General features: G+C 31.4%; 15 protein-coding genes and 1 pseudogene. 4 read left to right on the top strand and 12 right to left on the bottom strand.

Features of this window, described 5'->3' with window-relative positions; all coding sequences use genetic code 11:
- Positions 1-215: 215 nt before the first annotated feature.
- The 3 genes from femA (at position 216) to HMPREF2658_RS04240 (ending at position 4,175) form a co-directional block, all read left to right on the top strand.
- Entirely contained in the window at positions 216-1,478 is a 1,263-nt protein-coding gene (gene femA, locus HMPREF2658_RS04230) for a glycine glycyltransferase FemA (RefSeq protein WP_000673315.1), read from the top strand.
- 18 nt (positions 1,479-1,496) lie between these two features.
- Entirely contained in the window at positions 1,497-2,756 is a 1,260-nt protein-coding gene (gene femB, locus HMPREF2658_RS04235; RefSeq protein ID WP_000673108.1) for a glycine glycyltransferase FemB, read from the top strand.
- A gap of 651 nt (positions 2,757-3,407) precedes the next feature.
- Positions 3,408-4,175 (top strand): Cof-type HAD-IIB family hydrolase, encoded by a 768-nt coding sequence (locus HMPREF2658_RS04240; RefSeq protein WP_070854213.1) that lies wholly within the window; start codon positions 3,408-3,410, stop codon positions 4,173-4,175.
- A 53-nt stretch (positions 4,176-4,228) separates the two neighbouring features.
- On the opposite strand, the gene HMPREF2658_RS04245 is transcribed toward HMPREF2658_RS04240, so the two are convergent.
- The 6 genes and pseudogenes from HMPREF2658_RS04245 to HMPREF2658_RS04270 form a co-directional block, all read right to left on the bottom strand.
- Positions 4,229-4,708 carry an SWIM zinc finger family protein gene (locus HMPREF2658_RS04245; protein ID WP_000523673.1) on the bottom strand — a complete coding sequence of 160 codons (480 nt, stop codon included), beginning with the start codon at positions 4,706-4,708 and terminating at the stop codon, positions 4,229-4,231.
- Between the two features lie 120 nt (positions 4,709-4,828).
- The gene (locus tag HMPREF2658_RS04250; RefSeq protein ID WP_000571261.1) at positions 4,829-5,530 is read right to left on the bottom strand and encodes an ABC transporter ATP-binding protein; all 702 of its coding nucleotides are present in this window, start codon (positions 5,528-5,530) and stop codon (positions 4,829-4,831) included.
- Entirely contained in the window at positions 5,523-6,296 is a 774-nt protein-coding gene (locus HMPREF2658_RS04255) for an ATP-binding cassette domain-containing protein (RefSeq protein WP_000052306.1), read from the bottom strand. Before HMPREF2658_RS04255 ends, HMPREF2658_RS04250 begins: the two co-directional genes overlap by 8 nt.
- Positions 6,283-7,074, bottom strand: a pseudogene (nikC, locus tag HMPREF2658_RS04260) (nickel transporter permease). The gene HMPREF2658_RS04255 and the pseudogene nikC overlap by 14 nt, the downstream one beginning before the upstream one ends.
- A 31-nt stretch (positions 7,075-7,105) precedes the next feature.
- Positions 7,106-8,092: a nickel ABC transporter permease gene (nikB, locus tag HMPREF2658_RS04265; protein WP_000469973.1), complete on the bottom strand. Its 987-nt coding sequence runs from the start codon at positions 8,090-8,092 to the stop codon at positions 7,106-7,108.
- A gap of 327 nt (positions 8,093-8,419) precedes the next feature.
- Complete coding sequence (locus tag HMPREF2658_RS04270) at positions 8,420-8,764, bottom strand: 6TM ABC transporter family protein (protein ID WP_000171798.1); 345 nt, start codon at positions 8,762-8,764, stop codon at positions 8,420-8,422.
- A 204-nt stretch (positions 8,765-8,968) separates the two neighbouring features.
- Between HMPREF2658_RS04270 and pepF the strand changes: the two genes are divergently transcribed.
- The gene (gene pepF / locus HMPREF2658_RS04275) at positions 8,969-10,783 is read left to right on the top strand and encodes an oligoendopeptidase F (protein WP_000077577.1); all 1,815 of its coding nucleotides are present in this window, start codon (positions 8,969-8,971) and stop codon (positions 10,781-10,783) included.
- A gap of 139 nt (positions 10,784-10,922) precedes the next feature.
- Here pepF and phoU read toward each other — a convergent pair whose 3' ends face one another.
- The 6 genes from phoU to cvfB form a co-directional block, all read right to left on the bottom strand.
- Positions 10,923-11,564 (bottom strand): phosphate signaling complex protein PhoU, encoded by a 642-nt coding sequence (gene phoU / locus HMPREF2658_RS04280; protein ID WP_000974853.1) that lies wholly within the window; start codon positions 11,562-11,564, stop codon positions 10,923-10,925.
- Between the two features lie 6 nt (positions 11,565-11,570).
- Positions 11,571-12,422: a phosphate ABC transporter ATP-binding protein PstB gene (gene pstB, locus HMPREF2658_RS04285; RefSeq protein ID WP_000194851.1), complete on the bottom strand. Its 852-nt coding sequence runs from the start codon at positions 12,420-12,422 to the stop codon at positions 11,571-11,573.
- A 46-nt stretch (positions 12,423-12,468) separates the two neighbouring features.
- Positions 12,469-13,386 (bottom strand): phosphate ABC transporter permease PstA, encoded by a 918-nt coding sequence (gene pstA, locus HMPREF2658_RS04290; protein WP_000433817.1) that lies wholly within the window; start codon positions 13,384-13,386, stop codon positions 12,469-12,471.
- A 1-nt stretch (position 13,387) separates the two neighbouring features.
- Complete coding sequence (gene pstC, locus HMPREF2658_RS04295; protein WP_000204625.1) at positions 13,388-14,314, bottom strand: phosphate ABC transporter permease subunit PstC; 927 nt, start codon at positions 14,312-14,314, stop codon at positions 13,388-13,390.
- Between the two features lie 190 nt (positions 14,315-14,504).
- Positions 14,505-15,488, bottom strand: coding sequence for a phosphate ABC transporter substrate-binding protein PstS (locus HMPREF2658_RS04300; RefSeq protein WP_000759232.1), 984 nt, complete (start codon positions 15,486-15,488; stop codon positions 14,505-14,507).
- A 310-nt stretch (positions 15,489-15,798) separates the two neighbouring features.
- Positions 15,799-16,701 carry an RNA-binding virulence regulatory protein CvfB gene (cvfB, locus tag HMPREF2658_RS04305; RefSeq protein WP_001162352.1) on the bottom strand — a complete coding sequence of 301 codons (903 nt, stop codon included), beginning with the start codon at positions 16,699-16,701 and terminating at the stop codon, positions 15,799-15,801.
- Positions 16,702-16,732 lie beyond the last annotated feature (31 nt).

Here is a 16,732-nt window from a genome sequence, read left to right on the forward strand (position 1 = left end):
ACGTTCATATTACTTTTTTTGAAATTGTATGCAAAAATCTAAATTTAACCATAAAAGTATACGCAATTAAAGCGTTTATGTTTTAGTTTTAACATTAACTATTGTATACTTATTTAGATTAGATTTATTATTTTTGACATTTGCAGAGGGGAAATAGAAAAACTGCAAATACGGAAATGAAATTAATTAACGAGAGACAAATAGGAGTAATGATAATGAAGTTTACAAATTTAACAGCTAAAGAGTTTGGTGCCTTTACAGATAGCATGCCATACAGTCATTTCACGCAAACTGTTGGCCACTATGAGTTAAAGCTTGCTGAAGGTTATGAAACACATTTAGTGGGAATAAAAAACAATAATAACGAGGTTATTGCAGCTTGCTTACTTACTGCTGTACCTGTTATGAAAGTGTTCAAGTATTTTTATTCAAATCGCGGTCCAGTGATCGATTATGAAAATCAAGAACTCGTACACTTTTTCTTTAATGAATTATCAAAATATGTTAAAAAACATCGTTGTCTATACCTACATATCGATCCATATTTACCATATCAATACTTGAATCATGATGGCGAGATTACAGGTAATGCTGGTAATGATTGGTTCTTTGATAAAATGAGTAACTTAGGATTTGAACATACTGGATTCCATAAAGGATTTGATCCTGTGCTACAAATTCGTTATCACTCAGTGTTAGATTTAAAAGATAAAACAGCAGATGACATCATTAAAAATATGGATGGACTTAGAAAAAGAAACACGAAAAAAGTTAAAAAGAATGGTGTTAAAGTAAGATATTTATCTGAAGAAGAACTACCAATTTTTAGATCATTTATGGAAGATACGTCAGAATCAAAAGCTTTTGCTGATCGTGATGACAAATTTTACTACAATCGCTTAAAATATTACAAAGACCGTGTGTTAGTGCCTTTAGCGTATATCAATTTTGATGAATATATTAAAGAACTAAATGAAGAGCGTGATATTTTAAATAAAGATTTAAATAAAGCATTAAAGGATATTGAAAAACGTCCTGAAAATAAAAAAGCGCATAACAAGCGAGATAACTTACAACAACAACTTGATGCAAATGAGCAAAAGATTGAAGAAGGTAAACGTCTACAAGAAGAACATGGTAATGAATTACCTATCTCTGCTGGTTTCTTCTTTATCAATCCATTTGAAGTTGTTTATTATGCTGGTGGTACATCAAATGCATTCCGTCATTTTGCCGGAAGTTATGCAGTGCAATGGGAAATGATTAATTATGCATTAAATCATGGCATTGACCGTTATAATTTCTATGGTGTTAGTGGTAAATTTACAGAAGATGCTGAAGATGCTGGTGTAGTTAAATTCAAAAAAGGTTACAATGCTGAAATTATTGAATATGTTGGTGACTTTATTAAACCAATTAATAAACCTGTTTACGCAGCATATACCGCACTTAAAAAAGTTAAAGACAGAATTTTTTAGGAAGGGAATTATCAAAACATGAAATTTACAGAGTTAACTGTTACCGAATTTGACAACTTTGTACAAAATCCATCATTGGAAAGTCATTATTTCCAAGTAAAAGAAAATATAGTTACCCGTGAGAATGATGGCTTTGAAGTAGTTTTATTAGGTATTAAAGACGACAATAACAAAGTAATTGCAGCAAGCCTTTTCTCTAAAATTCCTACTATGGGAAGTTATGTTTACTATTCGAATCGTGGTCCAGTAATGGATTTTTCAGATTTAGGATTAGTTGATTATTATTTAAAAGAGTTAGATAAATATTTACAGCAACATCAATGTTTATATGTTAAATTAGATCCGTATTGGTTATATCATCTATATAATAAAGATATCGTGCCATTTGAAGGTCGCGAGAAAAATGATGCCTTAGTAAACTTGTTTAAATCGCATGGTTACGAGCATCATGGCTTTACAACTGAGTATGATACATCGAGCCAAGTACGATGGATGGGCGTATTAAACCTTGAAGGTAAAACACCTGAAACATTGAAAAAGACATTTGATAGTCAACGTAAACGTAATATTAATAAAGCGATAAATTATGGTGTTAAAGTAAGATTCCTTGAACGTGATGAGTTCAATCTATTCCTAGATTTATATCGTGAAACTGAAGAGCGTGCTGGATTTGTATCAAAAACAGATGATTATTTCTATAACTTTATTGACACATATGGAGATAAAGTATTAGTACCATTAGCATATATTGACCTTGATGAATATGTGTTAAAGTTGCAACAGGAATTGAATGACAAAGAAAATCGTCGTGATCAAATGATGGCGAAAGAAAACAAATCAGATAAACAAATGAAGAAAATTGCAGAATTAGATAAGCAAATTGATCATGATCAGCATGAATTATTGAATGCAAGTGAATTGAGCAAAACGGACGGCCCAATTCTAAACCTTGCTTCTGGCGTTTATTTTGCAAATGCATATGAAGTGAATTATTTCTCTGGTGGTTCATCAGAAAAATACAATCAATTTATGGGACCTTACATGATGCATTGGTTTATGATTAACTATTGCTTCGATAATGGTTATGATCGTTATAATTTCTATGGTTTATCAGGTGATTTTACGGAAAACAGTGAAGATTATGGCGTATACCGCTTTAAACGTGGATTTAATGTACAAATCGAAGAATTAATAGGGGATTTCTATAAACCAATTCATAAAGTGAAATATTGGTTGTTCACAACATTGGATAAATTACGTAAAAAATTAAAGAAATAGATGTAAATGATGTTAGGGCTTATAGTTATTGATACTATAAGCTCTTTTTTATGTGTTTTAATAAAGCCTCGAATGATATATTAAATGACAAGTTTAACAAGTGATTGCAATAAATATAAATACGAATTGCACAATCTATTTGCAAATGATTGAGTTGAGTATACGTTTTAATTCATTCAATATGACTCAAAACAAGTCAATATGTATTATATTTTTGGTGAATAAACCTTAGCATAACAATCTATGTCTGATTTTATATATGTGTGGGCAAGTGCGTGATATCAAATGTCATATTTGTCTGATTGTAATTTATAAAATGCATGAGCACTTATTGCTGTAACAAATTCTAGCAAAGTAATCAGTTTGTATATTAGAAATAAAAATAATGATAGATGTATGATCGATATAAAGATTTAATATGCACCAAAACGTGAGTATTGGTTTAACGAAACATAACATGAATGTAAATTTAGTTTACTGACACAAACACTACACAAACATACGGTTATATAAGTCCCCTTATGGAATTTCAAATTTTAGTTTACATAATATATATTATAGGAAGTTATATATCTAATACAAAAGGTGCCCTACATTATCATGTACTTACATATGCTATAATCAAATTATTCTATTGTTTGGAGTGATTTGATGAAATTTGTATTTGATATTGATGGTACACTTTGTTTTAATGGTAAATCAATTGATCCATCAATCGTTGATGCATTGTTACAATTACAAAATTCTGGTCATGAACTTATATTTGCATCTGCGCGGCCGATTCGTGATTTGTTACCAGTTTTACCAGAAATCTTTCATCAACATACATTAATTGGCGCAAATGGCGCTATGTTTTCACAGCAATCAAATATTTCGGTTATCAAGCCAATTCAAGCTTATACATATCATCATATCTTACGAATAATACAAAAATATGAATTAGATTATATTATCGATGATGATTGGAATTATGCTGCTAAATTAGACGCTGAGAACGCGATTTTTGAGCGCTTAGATCCACATAAGCTGGCTAGTTGTATTGATGTTGCAAATATTGACACACCAATCAAAATAATTTTATTAAATATAGAACCGTCACAAATTACAAGCATTTTAAATGAACTAAATGAATATCATCAAGAACTAGAAATCATTCATCATTCAAATGAGTTTAACATTGATATTACAGCGCAAAATATTAATAAATATACAGCGCTACAATACATATATGGTAAAGATGTTGAATATATAGCATTTGGTAATGATCACAATGATATTGTCATGCTACAATATGCTACTAATGGCTATATTGTAGGGCCATCAGAAGATAATACACATACAATATTGAAATTGAATCATGTAACACATATAGATAGTCATGCCCAAGCTATTTGCAGTTCATTAAATTTATATGAATAAAAACATCCCCTTATCAATTGATAATCATTATCATTTAACAGGGGGATATATTTTTAATAGAATTCGTCTTCATCTTCAAATAAATCTTCTTCTTCGTCTAATCCAAACAACTCTGCCATTTCTCCATGTTCAATTAGCATATTTAAATATGCATCGCGAAGTTCTTCTTTACTCATATCATTAACCATTTCTTTAAGAGAATCAATCCACATATTTCTACGTAAGTGATAGTCTTCTTCAACTTCGTTTAACATGATTATATGTTTATTTGCTTCTTCTGGACTAGCTGTAAATAATAATGCAATTAAATGTTTACATATCACGCGTCTTCCATCAGCATGAGGACAATTGCATTTGGATTTTCTAGGATGTTCCATATCAATATAGCAACGATATACATTGCTACCACTACCTTTTACTTCAGCCTCAAATTGAGTTTCAGAATATGATTTTAAGTTAATGACACATTTACTTTGATAATAACTAAAGCCTCTTTCTATAGAACGTATACTTGCAATATCAAGTAGTCCCATTATGACACTCCTTTTAAATATTCGTTATTTAAGCGAAAATAAAGGTAATATACACTTATATTAAGATTAAGGATTTATCTTTATTTTAATATATCATATGAATATTGCATACTTATACTTTTAAAATGTAAATGCTTGTGTTAATTCTTTTGTATAAGGATGTCTATCTGAATTGAATAATTCAACCGTTTCAAAATCATCAACGATTGCACCATCCTTAATGACAATAATTCGATTAACTAAGCGTTGTAGTACCGATAAGTCATGTGATATGACAACTAAATGATTTAAATTCGCAATGGTTTGCTCCTTTAAAATGCTTATTACGTTTTGCTCAGCTATAACATCTAGATTTGACGTGATTTCATCACATATTAAAACACGAGGTTGCGCTAATAATGAACGCATAACATTAAATCTTTGTAATTGTCCACCACTTACTTCATTAGGATAATTAGATAACAGTTGTGAATCTAAATCAAAGTTTGATAAATGTTGTAATAATAATTCCAGTTGATTGTCATCGGCTTTTAACCTACGATAATATTTTAGCGCTTCTTTTAATGAGTCTTCAATTGTCCAATCAGGATTAAAACTTGATAATGCATGTTGGAAAATTGGTAATACAGTATCATCACTCATATAAATGCTCCCATTAATCGGCTTAAGCAATCCTAATAACAATGCTGCCAAAGTACTTTTACCACTACCACTTTCTCCTAAAATGCCGACATTTTCACCATCATGTATTTTAGTATTGATGTCTTCTAACACTGCCTGTCTTTTATTATAGCCAAATGTCACATGTTTTAGCTCAATCATTATGATCCCTCTTTAATTGTGTTCGATATTTAATTAAAAATTCGGTATAAGGTTGTAATGTATCGTACTTAAAGTGCTTTATGTCACCGCGCTCAACAATGTCACCGTCTTTTATAACATTAATATAGTCACAATACTTTAAAACGTGACTTAAGTTATGAGTGATTATAAATAATGTTTGACCGTGTTCTTTTACAATGTGTTGAAGTAAATCCATAATTTTATAGCCGTTAATAACATCTAATGATGCTACTGGTTCATCTGCAATAATTAACTCAGGTTCTAACATTAAAACACTTGCAATATATACGCGTTCAAGTTGACCACCAGAAAGTTGAAAACTGTATTTCTTTAATATTTCTTCGCTACTTAAGTTAACCCACGACAATGCTTTATCAATTTGAGATAATGCTGCTTCTTTACTAACTTTAAAATGAGTACGATAAATTGCAATCAATTGTTTTCCTAATTTCGAGTGATCATTAAAACTTTCAGCATAATTTTGTGAAATATATCCAACAGTGCGACCATAAAATTGTTGCATGTTGTTTACGTTTTTATTATTGAAGTAATAATGATCATACTGACAATTTAAATCAGATGGTAAAAAATTTAGCAAAGCTTTTACCGTTAAACTCTTACCAGCACCACTTTCTCCAATTAAAGCGTTAACCTTTTGTTGATAAATTTTCAAATTGATGCCATTTATTAAAGATTTACCTTTTTGATTCTTGATAATTAAATTTTGTATATCAATGAGACTCATAATATTCACCTCGTTGTTTCAACAATTTATCTCTTAGTGCATCGCCAGTAAGATTAAAAATTAAAATCGTTGTAGCAATGACAGAAGCAGGCGCAATGAGCATAATTGGATGTGACGAAATAAAATCTCTGCCAAGTTGCAACATAGCGCCCCACTCTGGTGTCGGTGGTTGTGCACCTAGTCTTATGAATGATAATGAGCTGATGTATAAAATGATTTTCCCGAAATCGACCACCATCAAAACGATAATTTACGGCATTATCTTAGGTGTTAAGTGGCGTAACAATATTACCCTAGTTGGTACATGAAATAATTTTGCCATTTTAATGTAAGGTTTGGTAATTTCGCTATTAACAATACTTCTTGTTAATCTTGTATAATTCATCCATTTTATAATTGTAATTGCAATAACTAAATTCCAAATACTTGGCTGAAAAAAACTTGCTAATGCTATCATGATAATAAATTCCGGTATACTTAGACCGATATCAACAATGCGTAATATAATGCGCTCTATCCATCCTTTTTTATACCCTGCAAGTAATCCAAGTGTTACCCCAATAATAACAATAGCAATTAAAGTTAAGATTGTGATGAATAATGTTGATCGTGCACCAACAATGACCCTTGTAAATAAATCACGACCATAGTCATCTGTTCCTAGTAAATGGGTCCAACTTATTGGTTCAAACGTTTGCGATAAGTTAACTTTTGTTGCATCAGCACTATTCACAAAGAATTGCAAAATAATCATAATTATAAAATAAAAGATAAATATTTAAAATATAAAATCACCTTTAGTTAAACTTCTAAGCACGTAGATCACCACTTTCTAAGATTGATGATACGTTTGAATTATTTTTTTGATTTTTAAAATGTAAACGTTGTTTTGGATCAAACAATAGAGCCAGTAAGTCAGCAATTGAATTGATTAACACCACAAAAAATCCTATAAACAATACACACCCTTGTATGATTGGATAATCCCGAGATTTAATACTATCCATCAATAAGTAACCAATGCCAGGTATATCAAATAAATTTTCAATAACAACTGTACCGCCAATAAGACTACCTAGAGAAATACCTAACAATGGAATAATAGGTAAAAGCGTTGGTTTCAATAAATCATGCATCAAAATATATCGTTCGCTCATACCGCGTAATCGTGATGATTTAACGATATTGCTTTGATATAGCGAAAGTAAATTTGAACGAATTAATCGAATAATATACGCACACATACCTAATGACAATGTAAAAACAGGTAATACAATCTGATTCCATAAGGCACTATCAATATTTAATAAATTGGTGAAAATGAATAATAAAATAATGCCGATGAAAAACGCAGGCAAGCTAATTGACAATGTTGATACAGTTCTAATCACTTTATCAGTCAGTTTGTGATAGTGTCTTGCTGAAAGCACACCTAGTGGTATCGATATCGCTAATGACAAAACTAATGTTGAAAAAGATATAAGCAAAGTTGGTGGTGCATACTCAAATAGTGACTGTGTAACTGGTTCTTTAGTTTCGAAACTACGTCCTAAATTTAATTGAAGCAATTGTTGCATCCATTGCCACCATTGCGATATGATTGAATTCTTTAAACCCAATTTTTCTTCAGTTGCATTTATTTGTTCTGCCGACACATGTGACACATCAAGGTGAAGTATTTTATCAACAGGATTTCCTGGAGATAATTTCATCAAAATGAAAGTTAGTGTTGAAATAACAAATAAAACAACTACCATTTGAATTAGTCTGTACAAAATAGACCTTATTATGAACATAATAGTCCCCCCTCCTCATGTAAGTTAAGAATATTTTGAACTTATATGAGAATTACACAAATTTTTGTAACTTACAAATAAAGAACCACGATTCATTATAGTATTATACAAAAAGAAATTGAAGTGAATTTATTTATTTTAACAATAAACACTTTTAAAATGAGTATTTTTATTTAGAGTTGATAACCTACAATTTAATACGAAATCAAAATTTAAATTTAAGTAAAATAAAAACAACTATAGCACTTTTAATAAATCCGTTCTTAAAGTTTCCATTAAAACAATACTTAAGGGATTTTTTAACCTTGTGCATATAGTTGTCGAATATTATTTTTTATCTTTACGGCGAAGTTCAGCACCCTCATAGCCGTATTTTTCAATTTGCTTTTCTAATTTACGCGCTTTTCTTTCTTTACGCCAATTTCTAGTAAAATACCATAATAGAAAACTAATTAATAAACTCATAATCGCTAAAAATGCAGCGTATCCTAATAATGGTTGATATTTTATATCTTGAAAATTTGGAATAAAAAATGCAAGCACACCTAATATAACAAATGTAATTACTGCTGAAACAAACCATTTATTTAAAACTAAACAACAGAATATTGTTAATAAAATCATTATTAATGTTGTGATCCATAAATAATTAGGCATATCGAATAATGTCATAACCATTCTCCTTTTATTTCATTACTTTCCTTGTATACATTTTATTATAAATTTTTAAAAACTTAAACAATAGCAGTCAGTTTCAAGCAATATTCTATCTACTATTAGAAAAAACATTGTTCCTTGCGACATGGAAATCGTAACATTATCGTTTAGGAGACAAAATTATGTATAATGAATGTATTATACCAAAGGAGTGATTATATGTCTCAAGGTTTACCTTTAAGAGAAGATGTTCCTGTTTCAGAAACATGGGATTTAGTAGACTTATTTAAAGATGATCAACAATATTATGAAAGTATTGACGCTCTAGTACAACAAGCAAATCAATTTCATCATACATATGCAACAACATTAAATTCAATCGAACAAATTAATACTGCTTTAGCTGAATTAGAAAATATTTTAATCGCATTAGATCGCTTAAGTAATTATGCAGAACTACGTTTAAGTGTAGATACTAGTAATATTGAGGCACAAGTATTGAGCGCTAAATTATCTACTACATATGGGAAAATTGTTAGCCAATTATCATTTGTCGAGTCAGAAATACTTGAATTACCAGAAGAAATACTTCAACAATTAGAAGAATCATGTCCATATCAACACTATATTAAACAGTTAATTAAACAAAAGCCATTCCAATTATCTGCGTCGGTAGAACAAGTATTAGCAACTTTATCACCTACGCTAAACAGTCCTTACGATTTATACGGCACGACAAAAATGCTAGATATTACATTCGATTCAATTGAACATGATGGTACAACGTACCCTGTCGACTATGCTACATTTGAAAATGATTATGAAGATAATAAAGATCCTGAGTTTAGACGTAAAAGTTTCAAATCGTTTAGCGATGGAATTCGAAAATATCAACATACCACCGCGGCTACATATAATATGCAAGTACAACAAGAAAAAATTGAAGCTGATTTACGTGGATTTGAATCAGTCATCGATTATTTATTACATAGTCAAGAAGTAACGCGTGATATGTTTGACCGTCAAATCGATATGATTATGCGTGACTTGGCACCAGTTATGCAGAAATATGCTAAACTTTTACAACGTATTCACGGATTAGATAACATGCGTTTTGAAGACTTGAAGATTTCTGTAGACCCTGATTATGAACCAGAGATTTCAATTGAAGACTCAAAAAATTATATTTTCGGTGCGTTAAGTGTTTTAGGTGATGACTATACAAACATGTTACGTGAAGCATACGATCAGCGATGGATTGATTTTGCACAAAATAAAGGTAAAGATACAGGCGCATTTTGTGCAAGTCCATACTTTACACATTCATATGTATTTATTTCTTGGACTGGTAAAATGGCTGAAGCATTTGTCTTAGCACATGAATTAGGTCATGCAGGTCATTTTACATTAGCTCAAAAACATCAACCATATCTTGAATCAGAAGCATCAATGTACTTTGTTGAAGCCCCTTCTACAATGAATGAAATGTTGATGGCCAATTATTTATTTAACACAAGTGATAATCCAAGATTTAAGCGTTGGGTTATTGGCTCAATTTTATCTAGAACATATTATCACAATATGGTTACCCATTTATTAGAAGCTGCTTATCAACGTGAAGTGTATCGCAAAGTAGATCAAGGTGAATCTTTAAATGCGCCGACATTAAATGAAATAATGCTAAATGTTTATAAACAATTTTTCGGAGATGCAGTAGACATGACTGAGGGTGCTGAATTAACATGGATGCGTCAACCTCATTACTATATGGGATTATATTCGTATACGTATTCTGCTGGCTTAACAATCGGAACTGTCGTTTCTCAAAAGATTAAAAACGAAGGCCAACCAGCTGTTGATGCTTGGTTAGAAACATTGAAAAAAGGTGGCAGTGTATCACCTGTCGAACTTGCAAACATTGCAGGTGTAGACATTACTACAGAACAGCCACTTAAATCTACAATTCAATATATTTCTGATTTAGTGGATGAAGTTGAAAAATTAACAGATGAAATTGAGCAAGCAAATAACTAAGATGCGAGACAATTTATAGTAGAACAATATAAACCAAGATTTTCACATTACTAATTGTGAGAATCTTGGTTTTTTTGAGGGTTTATGAATAATAGAAATATATATTTATCGTAAGGGATTTTATAGTAATAACTTTAAGTTATTGTTCGTAATGTGTACCTGTTAAATAAAAATAAACACTTTCAGCGATGTTAATTATATGATCGCCAATACGTTCTAGATGTCTCGCTGCTAAATGGGCTTGTGCAGCGACAAATGGATCGTTATCAATCAGATATGTTGCATTAATGATATGTCTATATAAATCGTCTATATCTTGATCACGTTCTATAATTTCTCTAATTAAAACAGTATCTTTCTTTTTAAATGCTTGGTCTAAATCTTTTAACATTAACATGGCTAATTTCCCCATTGTTTTTAAACGGGTTAACACATAATCATCTGTAATCTTTGTACGCAATCGAATATTGGCAATACTCGCTGCATTATCACCGATACGCTCTAAATCAGAAGCAATTTTCAATGAAGAAATCATCATACGCAAATCACTCGCAATGGGCTGTTGCTTCGTAATTAACATGATCACTCGCTCATTGATATCATAATTTAATTGATTGATATGCTTATCGTTTTTAACTGTTTGTCGCGCAAAACTTCTATCGTCAATACTTAATGACTTTATACCATTTTCGATACTCACATAGACATTTGCGCCTAATCGACGTAATTCTTTAATAAGTTCATCAAGTTGTTCTTGATATCGTTGTCTAATTATTGCCATTATATATCAACCAAACCTTCCTGAAATATAATCTTCTGTCTTTTTATTTGATGGGTTAGAGAAAATTTTATCAGTATCATCATATTCATTGACATAACCATTTAAGAAAAAGGCAGTTTTATCTGATACGCGTGCAGCTTGTTGCATATTATGTGTAACCATAATAATTGTATACTTTTCTTTTAGTTCTTGAACCAACTCTTCTACTCTTAATGTTGAGATTGGGTCTAATGCTGATGTCGGTTCATCCATTAAAATGACTTCAGGTTCAATTGCTAAACAACGCGCGATACAAACACGCTGTTGTTGCCCACCGGATAAACTATATGCATTTGTGTGCAACCTATCCTTTAATTCATCCCAAATTGCAGCACCACGTAATGATTTCTCAACGATTTCATCAAGAACTTTTTTATTTTTAATGCCGTGAATCTTTGGACCGTAAGTAATATTATCGTATATTGATTTTGGAAATGGATTAGGTTGTTGAAAGACCATGCCCACATTTGTACGTAATTGTTCTTTAGAATATTTTTGATCAAAAATGTCTTGATTACGATATAATATTTTACCAGCTGTTTTGACTGTGGGTACTAATTCAACCATGCGATTTAAAGTTTTAATATATGTCGATTTACCGCAACCAGATGGACCTATAATTGCAGTAATTTGATTCTCATAAATATCTAAATTAATATTTTGCAATGCATGATTATCGCCATACCATAAATCTAGATTTTGTGTTGAATAGATTACCGAATGTGTGCTTGTATCATTTGGTTTAGTATCATGACTTTTTGAGACTTCAAATGCATGACTTTGAGATATTTGTTTAGTTTGTGCAAGTGTTTGCGTCATATTTAAAACTCCCTTTTTAATAGATAAATGAGATAGTTTGTTTAAATTAGAATTTTTTACTAAATTTGTTACGTAAAATAATCGCAACGCCATTCATTAAGATTAAGATAACTAGTAAAACGATAATGCCTGCCGATGCAACATTCTGGAATTCTTCTTGTGGCATTTTCGCCCAAGTAAATATTTGGATAGGTAATGCTGAAAATTGATCCAATATACTTCTAGGTGTTGCCAATAATATAGTCGGTATACCGATAAGCACAAGTGGTGCTGTTTCTCCCAGCGCTCTTGAAAGAGACAAAATGAATCCAGTTAAAATACCAGGTAACGCTGCTGGTAATACAACACGTCTTATCGTTTGCCATTTATTAGCACCTAAGCCGAAAGAAGCTTCGCGTACTGAGTTAGGTACAGCTCTAATCGCTTCTTGACTGGAAACAATAATGATTGGCAAAATCAATAATGTCATTGTAAGTGCTGCTGCCAATATACTGTTGCCCATTTTTAAAGCTTCGATACCAGCACCGCCTACAAACAATGTATAACCAAGTAAACCAAACACGACTGACGGTACACCAGCTAAATTGGAAATACTGATTTTAACAAACTGAGTAAATTTGTTATTTTTCGCATATTCTTCTAAGTATATAGCTGTACCTATCCCTAGGATGATTGATAATGGAATGATACTTAACATTAACCAAAGTGAACCGATTAATGCGCCTTTAACGCCAGCCATAGATGGTGTTGAAGAAGAAAAATTAGTGAAAAACTGTAAATTTAAATGACTTACCCCTTTAATCAATGTTTGAGTTAACAACGCAATAAGTACGACAAGTCCTAATAATGTACATGCTAAAAATATGAGTTTGAACACTTTGTTTTTAACCGTTCTGGATGATAAATGTTTTTGGACAAGTTGTTGATCGACGAGTGATTGTCTATGATTATCTGTCGGTTCCATATTAATACTCCTCCCTAAAACGCTTAGAAATCCATTGAGAAAGTAAATTCATGATTAAGGTAAAGATAAATAATGTGAATCCTACAGCATAAATACTGTAATAAATATTGGATCCAAATGTCGCATCACCTGTCGCTATCTCAACGATATATCCAGTCATTGTTTGAATCGAGCTTGTTAGACTTAATGAAGCTGTTGGCGAACTACCTGCAGCTAATGATACAATCATCGTTTCTCCAATCGCTCTTGAAATCGCGAGAACGATTGAAGCTACAATACCTGATGTTGCTGCAGGAAGTACGACTTTAGTTGCTACTTCTAATTTAGTTGCTCCAAGTCCATAGGCACCTTCTCGAATTTTATTTGGTACAGATGCCATTGCATCCTCACTCAAACTTGTGATGAGAGGGACAATCATAATACCGACAACTAAGCCGGGACTTATAGCATTAAACTCTCCAAGACCTGGTATGAAAGATCTTAATACTGGTGTAACAAAAGTTAATGCAAAGAAACCAAACACAATTGTTGGTATTCCTGCTAAAATTTCTAATATCGGTTTAATGATGCGTCGTGCACGGTCACTTGCATATTCACTTAAATAAATTGCTGCACCAAGCCCGACTGGAACTGCAAATATAGTGGCAATAACTGTGATTTTTAAAGTCCCTATTATCAATGCCCAGATACCAAACTTAGGGTCTGAACCGGTAGGATTCCAAGTAGTAGAAAATAGAAATTCAGTTATTGGAATTCTTGTGAAAAAAGTGATGGTTTCTAAAAGCAATGTGATTAATATACCTAGTGTTGTTAAAATGGAAATCGCTGAAATTGCGGCTAAAATAACTGGTATAATTTTGTCATTATGCTTCCCTTTTTTATTATTATTTTTTTCAATTAAAGCTTTAACATTAGTAGATGAAGTCATAATCAAACCTCTTTCTATTACTCCCAAAATAATTAGATTTGTAAAATAATGATGAACCACTATTTTAAGTTGATAAGCTTGTAGACTAACTGAATGTCAAAATCAGCGTCTCGATAAATCAAGCTTTGCACTCTAAATAATGATTCACCATCAAAATCATGTTTCAAGACACATTTGAAATTGCGTCTTATTATTTTTTGTCTTCAGACTTTTTATCATCAGATTTCTTGTCGTCTGATTTTTGATTTTTATCAATAAATGCTTTTAAATCATCTAATTGTGATTTGTATGTTTTCTCTGGTGCTGCTACATATCCAGCTTCTTCAGCTGCTTTACCTTTATCTTCTAAGACGAATTTGATAAATTCTGACATTACTTTATTATCTTTCAATGCTTTTTCATTTACATAAATGAATAATGGTCTACTTAATGCATAAGAGTTATCTTGAATTGTTTTTTTCGTAGGCTCTGTTGCTTTACCATTTTCATCTTTGATTTTAACTTCTTTTAATTTATCTTTATTTTGTACGTAGAAGTTATATCCAAAGTATCCGATTCCCTCTTTGTTTTTCGTTACAGAAGAAACGATAGCATTTGTATCAGCATTTTTTTCTGCTTTAATATCTTCTTTATTCATTACTTCATTTTCAAAGAAGTCATAAGTACCATGACTTGAGTTTGGTGATACAGCATTTATTTTTTTATCTGGCCACTTACTATTAACATCTTTCCATGTTTTAGCTTTTCCAGAATAAATTGCTTTTAATTGCTGTTTGTCTAATTCATCTACAAAATCATTTTCTTTATTTACAGCAACTGTTACACCATCTTGCGCAATTTTGAATTCTTTGTATTTGATATTCTTATCTTGTAATTTTTGCTTCTCTTCATCTTTAATTGGTCTAGAAGCATCAGCGAAGTCTATATCTCCTGCAATGAATTTTTGGAAACCAGCACCTGTACCAGCTTGTCCTGCTGAGATTTTAGCATCAGAGTGATCTTGAGCCCATTTTTCATTTAATTTCTCCACAATTGGTGCTACTGTTGATGAGCCATCACCTTTTGCTTCCCCTTTTAAATCACTATTACCACTGCCACCATTACCGCCACCACAAGCACCTAATAATAGTGTTGCACCTAAAGCTGTAGTACCAACAAATTGCCATTTTTTCATTGAAATATCCTCCCTGTATGAACAACAAATAGTATTTGTATTGATTACATCTTTATCTTAACCTTGAATTATTAACCTCATTTTTAGAAACTGTAAATGTTACATAAATGTTTGTTAAGAAAATGTAAATATTAATTTTTGTTGTTCTAAAAAATATTGACTCATTAGTAAAATTAAAATGCTTCCTGAAAAATTATCGAAATTTAAATATGAACAAAAAAATGGACAGATGAAATTAAAAAACTACTTCATCTGTCCGATTTAATTTTGAATATAAAAAACACGCATCCTACGATACGTGTAAAAATGATTATTCTTTTGAGTCAATTCGACTCCAGCCTTTTTTAGTTAAAGTGATTTTACCTGTTTCTATATTAATAATCTTCTGTTTATATAAGTGACCGATTGCACGTTTGAATGAACCTTTACTCATATTGAATACTTCTTTAATCGCTTCAGGGCTTGATTTGTCCCAGAATGGTAATTCACCATCATATTCAACTAGTAAATCAAAGATGACTTGACCGTCATCGTCTAAACGTTCATGTGCAAGTGGTAAAAATGAACCATTTAACTCACCTTTATCATTATGCCCGATAATTCTAACTTGAACAGATTCACCTAGTCTCGGTTCAGCTTTACGTTCTGATTCATGTACGAATATTTTGTAACCTGATTCACTTAATAAGAAGCTACCAATTCGTAATACGCGGTAAGGTTTGGCTTCAATGACTTCGTTTTTTAAATTATCGTCGTGTACAGGTGTAAACATATTTTCTACAACAGATTCACTCGCTAAACGTCCATACATATGATTCTCACGGTCAATTCGCAATGTAACTAGCAAATGATCACCTGGTTGTGGCCATAGTGATTTCACTTTTGGTAAATCTTCCCATGGTACTAACACTTCACGGGGTAATCCAACATCTATACGTGCCCCATCGCGATCCGTTTTAAGTACTTTAGCAAAATCATATTTATCTTTCGTAATATCAGGCATATTTTGAGTTGCAAATAATTCACCTGAACGGTTTGGATAAATGAAGAAACTATATTCTTCACCTACTTCTAATTCATCATCATCGTTCATTTCTGATTGGTTTAACTTTACGTTTTCACCGTTTGGTCCTTTTAAAAGGTAAGTTGAGCCTTGTAACCCTACTACTTCAAGGAATTCTATAGAACCTACTATATCTTTGTCTAATGCCATGTTATTCTCCTTCGATTCTTGTATTCTTTAT

Source organism: Staphylococcus sp. HMSC062H10, from assembly GCF_001836945.1.
GTDB classification, from domain to species: domain Bacteria; phylum Bacillota; class Bacilli; order Staphylococcales; family Staphylococcaceae; genus Staphylococcus; species Staphylococcus aureus.